This is a genomic window from Streptomyces sp. a15 (assembly GCF_059026085.1).
This window is the reverse complement of record NZ_JBWLKM010000014.1, coordinates 135,214-152,500: the sequence shown is the minus strand read 5'-3', so window position 1 is coordinate 152,500 and position 17,287 is coordinate 135,214. Positions and strand designations below refer to the sequence as shown.

The window sequence follows — 17,287 nt, the reverse complement described above, 5'->3', positions numbered from 1 at the left end:
CTCGCCAACCTGGTGATCCAGGTCTGTGCACGTACCCAACCTCCTGACGTGGCGGTCAAGCCCGCCACCTGTACGAAATCCCCGTGACACACATATTTACAGCCCCTGTTACCTCCCTTACTGTGAACGTTCACGGAACCCGCTACATGCGCATGTCAAGCTCATAGCTTGGCTTCGCCACGTCTCGATCAAAGGAGTTCGGGATGACCGTGATCGGTCCAGGTCGCACAGTGAAGGCCGCCCTGCTCATGGCAGCCGTCGCCCTGCCCGCGTCCCTGCTCAGCGCCCCCACGACCGCCTCCGCCGCGGGCACGCTCACCATGCGCGGCGCCGATGTGTCGACCGCGCAGCGTGCGATCGACCTCGGTGCCAAGTACTACGACGCGAGCGGCACCGCCAGGGATCCGCTCGACATCCTCAAGGGCGCCGGCGTCAACTACGTCCGCCTGCGCGTGTGGAACAACCCGGCCAGCGGCTACAACAACAAGGCCAAGGTGCTGTCGTACGCGAAGCAGGTGAAGGCCAAGGGCCTCAAGCTGCTGGTCGACTTCCACTACTCCGACACCTGGGCCGACCCGGGCAAGCAGTACAAGCCGGCGGCCTGGTCCAGCCACAACATCAGCCAGCTGCAGACGGACGTCTACAACTACACGTCCGACGTCTGCAACAGCCTCAAGTCCCAGGGCACCACCCCGGACAGCGTGCAGATCGGCAACGAGATCAACGTCGGCATGCTGTGGAACGAGGGCAAGGTGGTGAACAACGACTTCACCAACCTCAGCCTGCTGCTCAAGTCGGGTTACAACGCGACCAAAGCGTGCAACAGCGGTACCCAGGTGATCATCCACACGGCCAACGCGGACAGCGACGAGCACGCGCGCTGGTTCTACGACGGCATCAAGGCCAAGGGCGTCAACTGGGACATCACCGGGCTGTCGTACTACTGCCCGTGGCACGGCACACTGGCCAACATGGGCAGTGTCGTGTCCGACATGAAGTCCCGTTACGGCAAGGACGTGGTCATCGCCGAGACGGCGTACCCGTTCACCTCGGCGAACGCGGACAGCACCGGCAACTCGATCACCACCGGCTGCTCGGGCTACCCGCTCACCTGGCAGGGCCAGGCCGACAACTTCACCGCCGTGCAGAACACGGCCCGCAACGCGGGTGCGATCGGTGTCTTCTACTGGGAGCCGACCTGGTACGCGGTCAACGGCAACGGCTGGGACCCGGCCGACATCAACAACAGCGGCAACGGCTGGGACAACATGGCCATCTTCAACTGGACCGGTCAGGTGAACCCGAACGTCAAGTGGACCCCGTAGTACTTGGTAGTTCTTGGTGCCCGGGTGCTTGTCGCCCGGTGACGAACGGCACCGTCTTCGGACGGTGCCGTTCGTGTATGCGCCGCGCGGGAAGGTGCCACTGTCCGCTGACCCCGGCCTCTGTTACAGAATGGAGGACATGAGCATCGTCAAGATCAACGTACTCACGGTTCCCGAGGACCAGCGCGAAACGCTGGAGAAGCGGTTCGCGGCTCGCGCGGGTGCCGTGGAGGGCTCGGACGGCTTCGAGTGGTTCGAGCTGCTGCGCCCGGTGGAGGGCACCGACACCTACCTCGTCTACACGCGCTGGCGCACCGAGGAGGACTTCCAGAACTGGATGTCCGGACGGGGCCAGGCGGCGCACAGCGGTGGCGGCGAGGCGGGCGGCGAGCGGCCCAAGCCCGCGGCGAGCGGGGCGACGCTGTGGTCCTTCGAGGTGGTGCAGCAGGCGGCGCCCAAGCAGGGCTGAGGCAGACCCGGGGCACGCCCTGGGGCCGGCGAGCGGAGAGGCAGTGCCCTCCGTCGGCCCCAGGGCGTGCTTTTTCGTTTCCTGCCGCGCCGCCTGCGCAATGTCTTGACGTGTTCATTTCTGTCGTCAAGCATGCGGTGAGCTCGATTGCTTCTGGTCGATTCTGTGCCTCTGTGTCTCTGTGTCTCTGTGTCTCTGTGTCTCTGTGCATCTCCGCTGTCATGGAAGGAAGTTCCGTGTCCAGTCGACATCGCATCGCCCGGGCGTTGGCGCCGGCAGTCCCCCTGATACTCGGCGCGAGCCTCGTCACCGCCCCCACCGCCGTCGCGGACACCCCGTCGCTGGGCGCGGTCACGGTGCGGGTGGATCCGTCGTACCAGCAGCAGGAGTTCGAGGGCTGGGGGACGAGCCTCGTCTGGTTCGCCAACGCCACGGGCGGCTACCCGGAGCCGATCCGAAGACGGCTCGTCGACATGCTGTTCGGCGCGGACGGGCTCGCCCTCAACATCGCGCGCTACAACATCGGCGGTGGCAACGCCCCCGACGTCCGCAAGGACTACATGAAGCCGGGCGCCACCATGGACGGCTTCTGGAAGGCTCCCGAGGGGACCACCCAGAAGGACATGGACTGGTGGGACCCGAACAACCCGGACCACTGGGACTGGGACGCCGACGCGGGCCAGCGCTGGTGGCTGGACCAGATCAAGGAGAAGGTCACCCGCTGGGAGGCGTTCAGCAACTCGCCGCCCTGGTTCCAGACGGTCAGCGGATACGTCTCCGGCGGCTTCGACGCGAGCGCGGACCAGATCCGTACCGACCGCGTGGACGACTTCGCCACCTATCTCGTGCGCGTGACCGAGCAGTTGGAGAAGGCGCACGGCATCACCTTCGACACCATCGACCCGCTCAACGAGCCCAACACCCCTTATTGGGGCACCCAGTTGGGGGCCGACGGTCAGCCCACGGGCGGGCGTCAGGAGGGTGCGCACGCCGGTCCGGCCCTCCAGCAGAAGGTGCTCCTCGCCCTCGACAAGGCGCTCGACGGCGCGCGGACCGGTGCCGGGATCTCGGCGATGGACGAGACCAACCCCGGCATCTTCACCCAGAACTGGAACGCCTACGAGACCGCGGCCCGCGCCGCCGTCGACCAGCTCAACGTGCACACCTACGGCACGGGCATGCGCACCAGCGCCCGGGACATCGCCAAGGGCGCGGACAAGAAGCTGTGGATGAGCGAGGTCGAGGGCACCTGGGGGACGGGCACCGACTTCACCAGCATGGAACCGGGGCTCGGCATCGCCACCCGGATGGTCGACGACATGCGCGAACTGGAGCCGTCCGCCTGGGTGTTCTGGCAGCCGGTCGAGGACTCGATCCCGCAGGCCGCGGCGGGCAAGAACTGGGGCAGCATCCACGTCCCGTTCGATTGCACGGCCGAGGACACCCTGGAGACCTGTCCGGTCCGCGCCAACTCGAAGTTCCACACCATCCGGAACTTCACCCACTACATCCGCCCCGGCGACCACTTCGTGAAGACCGACGACCCGTCCAGCGTGGCCGCGGTGAAGCAGTCCGGGCGCGCCGCGACCGTGGTGCACGTGAACGGCGGTACGTCCGCGCGCTCCGTGACCCTCGACCTCTCCCGCTTCGGCAAGGTCATGCCCGGTGCCTCGGTCACTCCCGTGGTGACCAGCGCGGACGGTGCGCTGGTGAAGGGCACCCCGGTCCGGGTCACCGACCGGTCGGCCACCCTCGTCGTCCCCGCGAAGTCGGTCACCACCTTCCTGGTCGAGGGCGTCGGCGGTGTGGCGAAGGACGCCGCGCTCGTGCAGCCCGGCCATGTCTACCGGCTGCAGGGCGCACAGAGCGGGAAGTCACTCGCCCCGTCGGCCGACGGCACCGGCGCCGTCATCCACACGACCGACGCGAGCAGCGCGGAACAGCTGTGGTCGGTACGGCAGTTGACGCCCGGCACCGACCACCGCGAGCGCTATGCCCTCACCAGCCCCACCACCGGCAAGCGCCTCGCGGTGCACGACAACCAGGCCGTCCTGGAAGACCCGGCAGACAGCGAGCCCGGCGAGGCCGCCCAATGGATCATGTCGACGACCGGCGACGGCACCTGGACGTTCGTCAACGTCGCCACGGGCCGCCTGCTCGACGTCACCGGGCAGTCCTCCGCCGAGGGCGCCAAGGTGTCGACGTACACCCCGACCTCGGCGGCGAACCAGCGCTGGACCGTGACCGACGAGACCGTGCTGCGCACCGAGCGGCCCGAGGTGTTCACCGTGCCCGGTCTGCCGCCGGTGCTCCCGGAGACGGTGACGCCGGTGTACCGGGACGGGGCCCGCGGCTCCCTCCCCGTGGTGTGGAACCTTCCGCCTGACCGGGCGTGGCGCGATCCCGGAACGGTACGCGTCACGGGCCGGGCGACCGACCCGCTCGGGCGGGAGATCCCAACGAAGGCGGTCGTCACCGTCGACACCATCGCCTCGACGCTCCCCGGCCGCGCCAAGACATACGTGGGCGGACGTCCGGAGCTGCCGAAGACCGTGGTCGGCGTCGGCAGGAACGACGGCAGAGCCGATCTTCCGGTGACCTGGGACCCGGCGCCCGACGGGGCGTTCGACAGGACCGCGGTCGTGACGCTCCGAGGCTCCGCCCGGGTGGTCGACGGCAGCACGGTCGACGCGACGGTGCGTGTGCAGGTCACCGAACCCACGGAGACCAACATCGCTCCTGACGCCGGCGTCTCGCTCGCGGCCACCTTCACTGAGAGCGGCTACTCGGCCGACCGTCTGCGCAACGGCGACACCGCCGAGAAGGCCTGGTCCAACTGGAAACCGGGCACCAAGAACCCGTCCGACACCCTCACCTTCACCCTGCCGACCGCCCGCGACCTCGATCGGGTCGTCGCGCACTTCCACCGCGACGGGAACAACGCCTCCTTCCCCGCGAGCCTGAAGGCGCAGGTGCGCAGCGCCGCCGACGGAGCGTGGATCGACGCGAGCGAGGACATCGCGGTCGGGACCGAGGGCACTCCGGTGGTCGACGTGCCGCTCGATGCGGGACCTGCGACCGGGGTACGCGTGGTCATGACCGCACGGCCCGGCGGCTACATCACCATGAGCGAGATCGAGCTGTACGCCAGGACCCCCGGGGTCTCCTCGGACGCCGCCGCCGCGTTGATCGAGGTCGCCGGGGTCCCCGTCGCCCCGTTCGATCCCGACACCGCCGACCACCGTGTCGTCACCGCGGATCCCCACCGGGCCGTGGTCACCGCGACGGCCCGCGACCCCTATGCGACCGTCACGGTCGAGAGGACCCGCGAGCCCCGCCGCACCCTGGCCGTCGTCTCCGTGACCAGCGAGGACGGGTCACGGACAAGGCAGTACCGGATCGAACTCGTACGGCGCTGATGCTGGGCGGGGGAGGGAACACGACCGCGGCTCTCCTTCCCTCGCCGAGCGGTCGACAAGCGCTCAGTGGTCTCGGCAGTCGATGGCGAGCGACATGTCGTCAGTACTGGGCCGGAGGGAAGAGGAGCACGACCGCCGCTCCCCTCCCTCCCCGCCCGAACGGCCGACAAGCGCACAGTGGTCTCCGTAATCGATGGCGAGCGGCATGTTCGTCAGGAGGAAGCCGGGGCTCCCTGAACCTGCTCGACGCGTACGCCCTCATGCACGCCGAGCGCCCCGAGGTGCGCCCGGTGGTGGTCGCGGGCGGCGAGATCCTCTTCGACCACCGCGAGTACGGGCCGGCTGGGAGGAGCGCGCCGCGGAACCGGGCGTCGAGCCGGTCGTGCTCGGACCGGTGCCCGACGACGAACTGCCGACCCTCCTCGTGACCGCTGACACCTTCACCTGCCCCTCCCTCCAGGACGGCTTCGGCCTCGCCGCGTCGGAAGCCCTGGCCGCAGGCTCCCGTCGGCCGCAGTGGGCCTGCCGGTCCTGCGCGAGGCCTTCGGCCCCGCCGCCCGCTTCGCCTCCACGCCCCGGGCCCTTGCCCGGGCCCGGGGCCCTGGCCACGGAACTCGAGCACGCCCTCGCGGCCGACGATCCGGCCCGGCGGACTGCAGGGCACGGCCTCGCCGCCCGCCGCGCCCGATAGGCCACGGCCCGCCGTCACCTCGGCTTCTACCGCCTTCTCACCGTGGGACAAGCGCGTGTGCGGGCGGCCGGGCCCGCACACGACAGGCCGTTGTCAGTGCCCCGCGTTAATGTGCGCACATCCGGCCTTCCAGCCTCAATGAGGAGGTTTTCATGGCTTCGCGACTCAACCCCTACATCAGCTTCAACGGTGACGCCCGGCAGGCGATGGAGTTCTACAAGGACATCTTCGGCGGCACGCTGAGGCTCAACACCTACGGGGAAATCGGCCAGCCGGACGCCCCCGAGGCCGACAAGATCATGCACGGCATGCTGGAGACCCCGAGCGGCTTCACCCTGATGGGCGCCGACAACCCACCGGGCATGGAGCAGACAGCGGGCACCAACTTCTCGGTGAGCCTCAGCGGCGACGACGACAAGGAACTGCGCGGCTACTGGGAGAAGCTGTCCGCCGACGGCTCCGTGTCCGTCCCGCTGGAGAAGCAGATGTGGGGCGACGTGTTCGGCATGTGCACCGACCGCTTCGGCATCCCCTGGATGGTCAACATCACCGAGCAGCAGAGCTGATCGCACCCACACTCCGATCACCCCGGCATCCACCGCACGCCCTCGTTCCCGACAGGCGCCGCGCGGTGGGTGCCGGGGTGCCGTCGGTTCGGGGTTCCTGCCGTGAGCGGTTGACGTCCGTGGAGCGCTCGCCGCAGTCGTGGCGGTGGCACGCACACTCAGCCCCGAAACTATGTAGTCCCACCACATGTGCGCCTGACCTGCGTCTTCCTACGGTGTCCCGACACGTACCGTCCCCACCGCACACGAGGAAGTGGCGAACATGGCCTCCGCAGCAACCGCTCCCCCATCCCCGGAAACCCCCGCCAGCCTCAAGCGCATCGTCGCCGCCAGCCTCATCGGCACCACCATCGAGTGGTACGACTTCTTCCTCTACGGTTCCGCCGCCGCCCTTGTCTTCAACAAGCTGTTCTTCCCCGGCTCCGATCCCCTCGTCGGCACGCTCCTCTCCTTCCTGACCTACGCCGTCGGATTCGCCGCACGTCCGCTGGGCGCGCTCGTCTTCGGGCACTACGGCGACCGGCTCGGGCGCAAGAAGCTGCTGGTGCTGAGCCTGTTGCTGATGGGCGGGGCGACCTTCGCGATCGGTCTGCTGCCCACGCACGCGACGATCGGAACGGCCGCTCCGGTGCTGCTGACCGTGCTGCGTCTGGTGCAGGGCTTCGCGCTGGGCGGCGAGTGGGGCGGGGCGGTGCTGCTGGTGTCCGAGCACGGGGACGCGCGCCGACGCGGCTTCTGGGCGTCGTGGCCACAGACCGGGGCGCCCGCGGGGCAGCTCCTCGCGACCGGGGTGCTGTCCCTGCTGACCGCCGTTCTGTCGGACGCCGCGTTCGGCAGCTGGGGGTGGCGGATTCCGTTCCTGCTCTCCGGTGTGCTGGTGATCGTCGGTTTGTGGATTCGTCTGTCTGTCGATGAATCGCCGGTCTTCAAGCAGGCGTTGGCACAGGCCGAGGCCCGCAAGGCGGCACGCCCGGGTGACGTCGAGAAGCTGCCGCTCGTCGCCGTGCTGCGCCACCACTGGCGGGACGTCCTGGTGGCGATGGGCGCACGCATGGCGGAGAACATCAGCTACTACGTGATCACCGCGTTCATCCTCGTCTACGCCACCACCTCGGCCGGCGTCTCCAAGCAGACCGCGCTCAACTCGGTACTCATCGCCTCGGCCGTGCACTTCGCCGTCATCCCGGGCTGGGGCGCGCTGTCGGACCGGATCGGCCGCCGTCCCGTGTATCTGCTGGGCGCGGTCGGCGTCGGGCTGTGGATGTTCCCGTTCTTCGCGCTCATCGACACCGGCGGCTTCGGCAACATGATCCTCGCGGTGACCGTGGGCCTGGTGCTGCACGGCGCGATGTACGCGCCCCAGGCCGCCTTCTTCTCCGAGATGTTCGCGACCCGGATGCGCTACTCGGGTGCCTCCATCGGCGCTCAGTTCGCCTCGGTCGCGGCGGGTGCCCCCGCACCGCTGATCGCCACGGCGCTGCTGTCCGACTACGGGAGTTCCACGCCCATCGCGCTGTACGTCATCGGCGCGGCCGTCCTGACGGTCATCGCCGTGGGAGTGGCCAAGGAGACCCGCCACCGGGACCTGGCCGAGGTCGATCCCCCGGCCGACGCGGAGCCCGCATCGGCCCGGACCGCGGACGCCCGTACGGTCTGACCCCCTTCGGAACCGGCCCCTGTACGTCCGTGCGTACGGGGGCCATGCGTACGGGGTCAGTGGTGTGCGGGTCCCGACAACAGGTGCAGCCGCAGGGCGAGTTGGATCTCCAGGGCACGCGCGGGGCTCTGCCAGTCGTCGCCGAGGAGACGGCCGACGCGTTCCAGTCGCTGGGCGACCGTGTTCACGTGGACGTGCAGCTCGTCCTTCGTACGAGCCGGGCTCATCCCGCAGGCGAAGTACGCGTCGAGAGTGCGCACCAGGTCGGTGCCGCGGCGTTCGTCGTAGGCGACGACCTGGCCGATGGTGCGGTCGACGAAGCCGGCGATGTCCCGGTCGCCGGCCAGCAGCAGCCCCAGGAAGCCGAAGTCCTCGGCGGCGGCCCCGTCGCCGGAGCGGCCGAGCAGCCGCAGGGCGTCGAGGCAGCGCCGTCCTTCCGCGTAGGCGGCGGCCACGGCGTCCGGGTGGGCGGCGAGGTCCTCGACCGGGGCGGAGGCGCCGACCGTGACCGCCTCGTGCACGGCGGTGCCGAGGTGGCGGGCGGTGCGGCGGGCCAGCTCCGTCGCGGTGTCCCCGGGTTCCAGGGGCAGCAGCAGGACGGTGCCGCCGTCGCGGGCGGCAGCCAGTCCGTGCCGGGTGGCGGCGAGGTGGGACGCCGCTGACCACAGGCGTCTGCGGGCGGCCGCTTCCTGGTCGGCGTCGGCCGCGGCGCCGTCCAGGCGGGCGGCGAGTACGACATGGCCGGCGTCGAGGTCGGCGTGCAGCCGGGACGCGCGCTCGCGCAGCAGGCGCGGGTCGCGGTCGCGGGCGTCGAGCAGGTCGTCCAACAGCTCGCCGCGCACGCGTTGTTCCGCTTCCGCGGCGGAGCGCCGGGCGAGCAGCAGGAGCGAGGTGACCATGGCGGCGCGCTCCAGGGTGCGCTGGTCGACGGGGTCGAGCCCCGGGTGTCCGCGCAGCACGAGCGCGCCTAGGAGTTCGCCACCGGCGGCGACTGCGGCGATCCAGTCGTCCGTGTGCCGCACCGCGTGTCCCTCGGCCCGGGACACCTCCAGGGCCTCGGCGGGTGCGGTGGCGGCCTCGGTGAACTCGACCGTGCCGTCGAGGACTTCGGAGACCGCGGCGGCCACGTCGTGGACCCCGCCGCCGCGCAGCACGAGTTCGGCGAGCCGGTCGTGGACGTCGGAGGCACGCTCGATGACGCCGCTGCGGTCCTGGATGATCTCGTTGGCCCGCTCCAGGTCGGCGAGGGCCGAGCGGGTCTCGGTGAGGAGGTTCGCGGTGTCGATGGCGGCCGCGGCCAGCGCGGCGAAGGAGCCGAGCAGCGCGATCTGCTCCCGTTCGAAGACCCGGGCTCGCCGGTCCGCCGCGAAGAGGACCCCGATGACGTGGTGCCCCAGCATCAGGGGCACGCCGAGAATGGCGACCAGGCCCTCGTCCCGCACGCCCGCGTCGATGGCGTGGGTGTGCTGGAAACGGTCGTCCTCGAAGTAGTCGTCGGTGACGTACGGCCGGGCCGTCTGCGCGACCAGGCCGCCGAGGCCCTCCCCCATCCCGAGCCGCAGCTGCTGGAAGCGGGCCGCGACCGAGCCCTCGGTGACCCGCATGTAGGTGTCACCCCGCACCGGGTCGTTCAGGCTGAGGTAGGCGACGTCGGTGCCGAGCAGCGACCGGGCGCGTTGCACGATCGCCTGCAGCACCGCGTCCAGGTCGCGCAGCCCGGCCAGGTCGTGGGCGGTCTCGAAGAGCGCGGACAGCTCGGCCTCCCGCCGACGCCGCCCCTCCAGCTCCGAGCGCACGCGCAGCGCCAGCAGCTTGGCCTGCTCCAGCGCGTGGATCGACTCGGCCGGGCGTCCCTCGGCACGGGCGAGCAGCACCGGCTGCTCATAGGTGTCGGCGGACGCGCCGCGGGCGAGCAGCTCGAGGAACGGCGCCTCGGCACCGGCTGCGGACGCTGCCGCGGCGGCGTCGGAACGCTCGGCGGACTGCACGTGATCGCGGGACATGTTCACAGGATTCACCATCACCCGACCGGCCAGTCAGCCCTGTGGAAAACTTCGCGGGCGGCCGACGCCGCCCCCGCTCAGTGCGCGGTCCAGCCGCCGTCGAGGACGAGCGAGGTGCCGGTCACGAAGGACGCCCGCGGGCCACACAGGTATGCCACGGCCTCCGCGACCTCCTCGGGCTCGATCAGCCGCTTGACGGCACTGTCCTGCAGCAGCACTTCGGCGAGCACGCGTTCTTCGGGGATGCCGTGCGCCCGGGACTGGTCGGCGAGCTGCTGCTCGACCAGTGGGGTGCGCACATAGGCGGGGTTCACACAGTTGGAGGTGACGCCATGGGGTGCGCCTTCGAGGGCGGCCGTCTTGGACAGCCCCTCCAGGCCGTGTTTGGCGGCCACATAGGCCGACTTGTAGGCCGAGGCGCGCAGACCGTGGACGGAGGACACGTTGACGATACGGCCCCACCCCTGCCCGTACATGTGCGGCAGGGCGCCTCGGATCAGCCGGAACGGCGCCTCGAGCATCACGGTGAGCACGGTGTGGAAGACGTCGGGCGGGAACTCCTCGATGGGCCGCACGAGTTGCAGCCCGGCGTTGTTGACGAGGACGTCGGTCCCCGCGGCCGCGAGTTCGGCGGCGTCTAGGTCGGTGAGGTCGAGGACATGCGGTTCGAGGGTGCCCGCGAGGCCCAGGGCCTGCTCGGCGAGCGTCTCGAGACCCGCCGCGTCCCGGTCGACCGCCCTCACCTTGGCGCCGGCGGCCGCGAGCCGCAGCGCACAGGCGCGGCCGATACCGCCGGCGGCACCGGTGACGAGGGCGGTGCGGCCGCCGAGGTCGAGCAGGGGGGCGGGAGCGCCGTGGGGGCCCGGGTGGGCACTGCTAGCGGTCATGTCCCGACCCTAGGCAGCAACCGAGCCCCGCCCCATGTGGTCACCACCCACACTTCACTCGGAACTCGTGGGGTCGAACCATGTGGGTGCGTCCGACAGTGCCTGCTTGATCCGCTGGTGCGCGAAGTCGCTCAGTTCGGGCAGGGCGTCCACCGCCAACCACCCCACCTCCAGCGACTCGTCGTCGTTCACCCGAGCCTCACCGCCGAGGGCCCGGCAGCGGAACGAGATGTCCATGTACTGGCAGATGTCGCCGTTCTCGTACGTGACGGGCTTCAGCGACTGGACGACGATCACCCGCTCCACCTCGCAGTGCACCCCCGTCTCCTCCTCGACCTCGCGCACCGCGCAGGCGGCGGGCTGCTCCCCCGGCTCCGGGATGCCGCCGATCAGTGCCCATTTGCGGGTGTCGGTACGGCGGTTGAGCAGCACTCTGCCCTCGTCGTCGAAGACGACGGCGCTGACGCCGGGCAGCCACAGCAACTCGTGGCCGATGGAAGCCCGGAGCGTACGGATGAAGTCAGGAGTAGCCATGGCCCCGACCCTAACGGGCGGGTTCCGTTACTCCGGCGTTCTTGACCGGCGTCCAACGGGCGTACGGCTACACGCCACCGGCGCGTCGCCCGCGCACTCCGGCGCCGATCGCCCAGCCGAGTCCGCCGGCCGCGATCAGGACCAGGGCGATCTCGGGCAGGATCCCCAGCTGCGTGGCGGGGGTCTGCGAGGACCGCAGCGGCACCTTCTGGACCAGCGAGTCGGCGACGAACATGCCGGTCTTCTGCGTGATCCTCCCGTCCGGCATGATGATCGCGCTGACGCCGCTGGTCACCGGAACGGTGACGGTCCGGCTGTGTTCGACGGCACGAACCCGGGACATGGCGAGCTGCTGGTAGGTCATCTCGCTGCGGTCGAAGGTCGCGTTGTTGCTGGGCACGGAGATCATCTGCGCGCCGTCGGTGACCTCGGAGCGCACGGCCCAGTCGAAGGCGGCCTCGTAGCAGGTGACCAGGCCGACCTTGGCGCCGTCCATGTCGAAGACGCCCGGCTTGCTGCCCCGGCTGAAGTCCTGGCTGACCATGGAGGTCCACTTGTCGTTGATCGCGCCGATGAGCGAGCGCAGCGGGAGGTACTCGCCGAAGGGCTGGATCTGCCGCTTGTCGTAGGTGTCGACGGGTCCCTTGACCGGGTCCCAGAGGATCTGCTCGTTGTAGAGCTTGCCGTCCCGCTCGACGACACCGCCGACGGAGATCGGCACACCGATCGCCTTGACCGCCTCGTCGATGACGGCGCGCGCGTCGGCGTTGGCGAACGGATCGATGTCGGAGGAGTTCTCCGGCCACAGGACGAAGTCGGGCTTGGCGACCTTGCCCGCCTTGACCTCGGCGGCCAGCCGCTCGGTCTCGCGCGCGTGGTAGTCGAGCACGGCCCGCCGCTGGGCGTTGAACTCCAGTCCGGCGCGGGGCACATTGCCCTGGATGACCGCGACGGTCACAGTGCCGTCCTCGGCCTTGTCACTCACCAGCGGCCGGGCGGCCACCGCGCCCAGCACGGGTACGGCCACGCTCAGCAGGGCGACGGCCGCCGCCGACCGCCGGACCACGCGCGTGCGCCGCCCTTCGACGGCCAGGCGTACGACCTCGTAGAGACCGAAGCCGCACAGAACGACCGCGAAGCCGAGCACCGGGGTGCCGCCCACCGCGGCGAGCGGCAGGAACACGCCGTCCGCCTGGCCGAACGCGACCTTGCCCCAGGGGAAGCCGTTGAAGGGCACGCGCGCGCGTGCCGCCTCGCCGGCGATCCAGATCGCGGCCGCCCAGACCGGCGCGCCCGGGAGTTTGGACACCGCGGCGACGCCCGCGCCGACCAGCGCGACGAAGATCGCCTCGATCACGACCAGCGCGATCCAGGGCCCGGGGCCGACCTCCACGCCGGTCCACACCAGCAGCGGCAGCAGGAAGCCCAGGCCGAAGAGGTAGCCGAGACCGAGACCCGCCTTCCAGCCACGGCCGCGCAGCACCCAGCCGAAGACGGCGAAGGCGGGCAGGGCCAGCCACCACAGGGTGCGCGGCGGGAAACTGACGTAGAGCAGCACTCCGGAGAGCGCGGCTGCGGCGGCCGGGGCGAGACGACGCAGGAGCCGCGCCCCGCGTGCTGCGGGCGCGGTCGGGGGCTGTACCTGGTCCGACTCGTCCACGGAAGTTGCGGTGACGGTCACCTGGGGAGTGTACGGCGGGTGACCTCGGCACCGACAGCACGGTCCGTCCGGTCACAGAGGATGCATTCCCGCACAACGGACGCATCGTTCCTGTGCAACTCGGTCCAACTCGTCCACAAACCGCTCATCAGCCGTTACGGTGTGCCGGAGTCTTTGTCGTACGGGCCGGTAACGCCCGCGGCGGCCAGGACCGTCACAGGTCGGGGGCGACCGGGTTCGGGGGGCGGGGTGGGTTCCACGGGGATGACGTCTGTGGCCGGACCGGATGAGGACGGCGACAGACGAAACGTTTCTGACGCGATGGGGGTCGTGGTGCTCGGGGCCTGCGCCGCCTGGTCCCTGATCACGGCGGCCGCGCACGACGGCCGTCCCGAGGGCGTCCTGCTCGCGGTCCTGGCCGTGGCGGCCGGTTACGCCGCGGGGCGGATCTGTGGATCGCTCCTGCCGGTCGCGGCGCCCTGCGCCGGGGCCCTGGCCGGGCTCGGCCTCACGGTGGGTCGGCCGCACCTCTCCGCCGGTCCGGAGATCGTGGCGCCGCTGGGGCAGGAGGGCGCCACCGCCGCCCTGCTGACCCTGGCCGCCGGCGCCGCGTGCTGCGCCGCCTGGTCCGCCACAGCGCCCGCCCTGCGGCTCGCCCTGCGAGCCCTGGCCGCCGGGACCGCGGTGACCGCGGCCGTTCTCGGTTCGGTCGCCGGGTTCCTCGCCTGCACCGCGGTGCTGCTGTGCTCGCTCGCCGCGGGCCGGATGCGCCGCCGCGGCCTCGGCCTCGCGGGACTGGCCCTGTCCGCGGCCCTTATGACGGGGCTGACCTGGGCGGTCGCCGGGAACACGATGCCGGACGGGCTCGAGGTGTCCCTGGAGGGACAGCTGACCCAGCACCGGCTCGGGCTGTGGCACGACGCGCTGCACATGGCACACCAGGAGGCAGGGCTGGGCGTCGGCCCTGGACGGTTCGGGGAGCTCAGCACGACGGCGACCCAGACACTGCTGTCCGACGGCAAGCCCCACTCGGCGCCGCTCCAGCAGGCGGCCGAACAGGGAATCGTCGGCGTGGCCCTGCTGGCGACGGTCTTCTGCTGGGTGCTCTACGCGCTGTGGCGGACCCGGCGGCCGACACCGGTCGCGCTGACCGCGGGCGCGGCCCTGACGGCGTTGGCGGCGATCGCTTGTGTCGGCAACGCGCTGAGCTTCACCACGGTGTCGGCGGGGGCGGGGCTGCTGGCCGGACTGGCCACGGCACGCCCCTTCGCGCACGAGCCGCCGGGGCACGAGAAGGACGTACGTCCACGTGGTGACCGGCTGACCTCGTGAGCCTCGGCGGCGTCAGCGGTCTGCTCGACCGGACGGCCTCAGGGCCTGGCGCCGGCGGTGCCCGACCTCAGCCGGTCACGGATGACTCGTACGGCCGCCTCCGCGTCGTCCACGGTGATGGTGAACGTGTGGCCGTCCCACAGTTGCAGGACCACGCCCTCGCCGCGCCGTACGACGACCGCGGTGCCCTTCTCGGGGCGCCAGCGGTAACCCCAGCCGCCCCAGTGCCGCGGGGTGACGAGCGGTTCGAACTCGGCGCCCGCGACGTGCGCCAGGGGGATGCGGCGGCGCGGCACGCCCATGTGGCCGCAGCGCACCTCCAGGGACTCCTTGTCGACCTTGAGGGCGACGTGCACGAACGCGAGGGTGCCGAAGAGGACCAGCAGTCCGGCCGCGATGCAGCCGACGACGGACATGACGAGCGGGGCGATGCCGGACGTCCACGCCGAGTCGACGGCCAGCTCGATGCCGAGCGCCAGGCAGGCGGCGCCGGCAAGCGCCAGCAGCCACTGGATCCGGTTGGAGGCCCGTCCGGTCCAGACGTCGGGGTGCGGAGTGTTCTCGCCGCGGGGGTGGTCCCTCATGCGTACGAGACTACTCAGAATTCGCTGCGCGGGTAGCGCGTCGCGGAGAGTGACTGCTCCGGGTGGGGCAACGGACGCCAGACGTCCGCTTTTGTCCGCCCCGGCGTACGCGCCGCATACGGAGGACGTCTGCGTGGTTACCGCGCGGGGCTGACCGTCGCGAGGAGCCGGCCCTCCTCGTAGGCCAGCGCGGGCTCGGGCAGGCTCCCCTCGCGTCCGCTCAGCAGCACCGTCAGGGTTCCGTCGGCCACCGCCCGGGGGGCGGGCTGCTCGCCGAGCCGGCGCAGCGCCTGGGCGGCGACCGCTCCCGCGGAGCCGTGCAGGACGAGCGGCGGGAAGCCGGGGCGCTGCACCGCGGCGCGGATCCGCTCCGAGACCAGCTCGTAATGGGTGCAGCCCAGGACGACGGTCGTTACCTCGTCCGGGGTCAGGGCCGCGGCCGCGGCGACGGCGGCCTCGATGGCCGCCTCGTCGGCGTGCTCCACGGCCTCGGCGAGACCGTGGCAGGGCACCTCGGTGACCGCCACGCCGTCGGCGAAGTCCTCGATGAGGCCGCGCTGGTAGGGACTGCCCGTCGTGGCGGGCGTCGCCCAGATCGCGAAGGGGCCGCCGCCGGCCGCGGCCGGCTTGATCGCGGGGACCGTGCCGATGACCGGGATGCCGGGTTCGAGGCGGGCGCGCAGGGTCGGCAGCGCGTGCACGGTGGCGGTGTTGCAGCCGATGATCAGGGCGTCGGGCCGGTGCGCGGCGGCGGCCTCGGCGACGGCCACGGCGCGCCGGGTGAGGTCCTGAGGAGTCCTGGGGCCCCAGGGCATGCCGTCGGGGTCCAAAGAGAGGACGAGATCTGCGTCGGGTCGCAGACGCCGTACCGCGGCGGTGGCCGCCAGCAGCCCGATCCCGGAGTCCATGAGCGCGATCTTCACCCCGCCACGATAGACGATGGGCCCTTACGGGCCGGGCCCGTGGGGCAGACTGCGCCCGTGAGCGCCATCGTGTGGACTGCCGCCGGATCACTCGCCGCCTGGCTGTGGCTGCTGCTCTGCCAGGGCTTCTTCTGGCGCACGGACGTCAGACTGCCGCCCAGGACCGACCCCGAGGACTGGCCGCCGGTCTGTGTCGTCGTACCGGCGCGCGACGAGGCCGAGGTGCTGCCGGCGAGTCTTCCGTCGCTGCTCCTCCAGGACTATCCGGGGCGGGCGGAGGTCTTCCTCGTGGACGACGGCAGTTCGGACGGCACCGGGGAGCTGGCGCACGAACTGGCACGGCGCCACGGAGGACTGCCGCTGACCGTGACCTCGCCCGGTGAGCCGCCCGCGGGCTGGACCGGCAAGCTCTGGGCGGTGCGTCACGGCATCGGCCTGGCACGCGCGCGTGCCCCCGAGTACCTGCTACTGACGGACGCCGACATCGCCCACGCCCCGGACAGCCTTCGGCAGTTGGTCGCGGCGGCGCGCACCGGGGGCTTCGACCTCGTCTCCCAGATGGCCCGGCTGCGGGTGGCGAGCCTGTGGGAACGCCTTGTGGTGCCGGCCTTCGTCTACTTCTTCGCGCAGTTGTACCCGTTCCGCCGGATCGGCGTCCGGGGAGCACGGACGGCGGCCGCGGCGGGCGGCTGTGTGCTGCTGCGCACCGAGGCGGCCGAACGGGCGCGGATCCCGGACGCCATCCGGCAGGCCGTCATCGACGACGTGGCGCTCGCGCGGGCCGTCAAGGGTGGCGGCGGACACATCTGGCTGGGGCTGGCGGAACGGGTGGACAGTGTGCGCCCCTATCCGCGGCTGCACGACCTGTGGCGCATGGTGTCGCGCAGCGCGTACGCGCAGTTGCGGCACAACCCTCTGCTGCTGACCGGAACGGTGGCCGGGCTGGTGCTGGTGTATCTCGTGCCGCCCATGGCCCTGGTCGCGGGTCTGGCGACGGGACGTACGGCGGCCGTGGTCCTCGGTGGTCTCGCGTGGCTGGTGATGACGGGGACGTACGTCCCGATGCTCCGCTACTACGGTCAGCCGCTGTGGCTCGCTCCCCTGCTGCCGTTCACCGCGTTCCTCTACCTCCTCATGACGGTCGACTCGGCGGTGCAGCACTACAGGGGACGCGGTGCGGCATGGAAGGGCCGTACCTACACGCGGCCGGACGCCGTGGTGGGCGACGAGACCTGAG

14 protein-coding genes are annotated in these 17,287 nt (G+C 71.1%); 8 read left to right on the top strand and 6 right to left on the bottom strand.

Features of this window, described 5'->3' with window-relative positions:
• The first annotated feature begins 203 nt into the window (after positions 1–203).
• The 6 genes from AC5P09_RS17605 (at position 204) to AC5P09_RS17580 (ending at position 8,127) form a co-directional block, all read left to right on the top strand.
• Complete coding sequence (locus AC5P09_RS17605; protein WP_493874816.1) at positions 204–1,325, top strand: glycoside hydrolase family 53 protein; 1,122 nt, start codon at positions 204–206, stop codon at positions 1,323–1,325.
• A gap of 139 nt (positions 1,326–1,464) precedes the next feature.
• Positions 1,465–1,794 (top strand): antibiotic biosynthesis monooxygenase family protein, encoded by a 330-nt coding sequence (locus AC5P09_RS17600; RefSeq protein ID WP_493874815.1) that lies wholly within the window; start codon positions 1,465–1,467, stop codon positions 1,792–1,794.
• A 236-nt stretch (positions 1,795–2,030) separates the two neighbouring features.
• On the top strand, positions 2,031–5,213 hold the full coding sequence (locus AC5P09_RS17595; protein WP_493874814.1) for a glycoside hydrolase: 3,183 nt from the start codon (positions 2,031–2,033) through the stop codon (positions 5,211–5,213).
• A 382-nt stretch (positions 5,214–5,595) separates the two neighbouring features.
• A complete protein-coding gene (locus AC5P09_RS17590) occupies positions 5,596–5,904 on the top strand; it encodes a glycosyltransferase (protein WP_493874813.1) in 309 nt (102 codons plus the stop codon).
• Positions 5,905–6,056: 152 nt separating this feature from the next.
• Entirely contained in the window at positions 6,057–6,470 is a 414-nt protein-coding gene (locus tag AC5P09_RS17585; RefSeq protein WP_493874812.1) for a VOC family protein, read from the top strand.
• 262 nt (positions 6,471–6,732) lie between these two features.
• A complete protein-coding gene (locus AC5P09_RS17580; RefSeq protein WP_345566444.1) occupies positions 6,733–8,127 on the top strand; it encodes an MFS transporter in 1,395 nt (464 codons plus the stop codon).
• 56 nt (positions 8,128–8,183) lie between these two features.
• Here the strand turns inward: AC5P09_RS17580 and AC5P09_RS17575 are convergent, their stop codons facing one another.
• From AC5P09_RS17575 to lnt, 4 genes are all read right to left on the bottom strand, one after another.
• Positions 8,184–10,130 carry a helix-turn-helix domain-containing protein gene (locus AC5P09_RS17575; protein WP_493874811.1) on the bottom strand — a complete coding sequence of 649 codons (1,947 nt, stop codon included), beginning with the start codon at positions 10,128–10,130 and terminating at the stop codon, positions 8,184–8,186.
• A 77-nt stretch (positions 10,131–10,207) separates the two neighbouring features.
• On the bottom strand, positions 10,208–11,017 hold the full coding sequence (locus AC5P09_RS17570) for a 3-hydroxybutyrate dehydrogenase (RefSeq protein ID WP_493874810.1): 810 nt from the start codon (positions 11,015–11,017) through the stop codon (positions 10,208–10,210).
• 54 nt (positions 11,018–11,071) lie between these two features.
• The gene (locus AC5P09_RS17565; RefSeq protein WP_493874809.1) at positions 11,072–11,551 is read right to left on the bottom strand and encodes an NUDIX hydrolase; all 480 of its coding nucleotides are present in this window, start codon (positions 11,549–11,551) and stop codon (positions 11,072–11,074) included.
• 67 nt (positions 11,552–11,618) lie between these two features.
• Positions 11,619–13,232, bottom strand: coding sequence for an apolipoprotein N-acyltransferase (gene lnt, locus AC5P09_RS17560; RefSeq protein WP_493874808.1), 1,614 nt, complete (start codon positions 13,230–13,232; stop codon positions 11,619–11,621).
• Between the two features lie 300 nt (positions 13,233–13,532).
• Between lnt and AC5P09_RS17555 the strand changes: the two genes are divergently transcribed.
• Positions 13,533–14,543, top strand: a complete 1,011-nt coding sequence (locus AC5P09_RS17555) for an O-antigen ligase family protein (RefSeq protein ID WP_493874807.1) — start codon at positions 13,533–13,535, stop codon at positions 14,541–14,543.
• 38 nt (positions 14,544–14,581) lie between these two features.
• On the opposite strand, the gene AC5P09_RS17550 is transcribed toward AC5P09_RS17555, so the two are convergent.
• Positions 14,582–15,127, bottom strand: a complete 546-nt coding sequence (locus AC5P09_RS17550; RefSeq protein ID WP_307672844.1) for a hypothetical protein — start codon at positions 15,125–15,127, stop codon at positions 14,582–14,584.
• A gap of 137 nt (positions 15,128–15,264) precedes the next feature.
• Positions 15,265–16,050 (bottom strand): glutamate racemase, encoded by a 786-nt coding sequence (locus AC5P09_RS17545; protein ID WP_266444931.1) that lies wholly within the window; start codon positions 16,048–16,050, stop codon positions 15,265–15,267.
• A gap of 69 nt (positions 16,051–16,119) precedes the next feature.
• Here AC5P09_RS17545 and AC5P09_RS17540 point away from each other — a divergent pair, with 69 nt between their 5' ends.
• Complete coding sequence (locus AC5P09_RS17540) at positions 16,120–17,286, top strand: glycosyltransferase (RefSeq protein ID WP_493874841.1); 1,167 nt, start codon at positions 16,120–16,122, stop codon at positions 17,284–17,286.
• Position 17,287 lies beyond the last annotated feature (1 nt).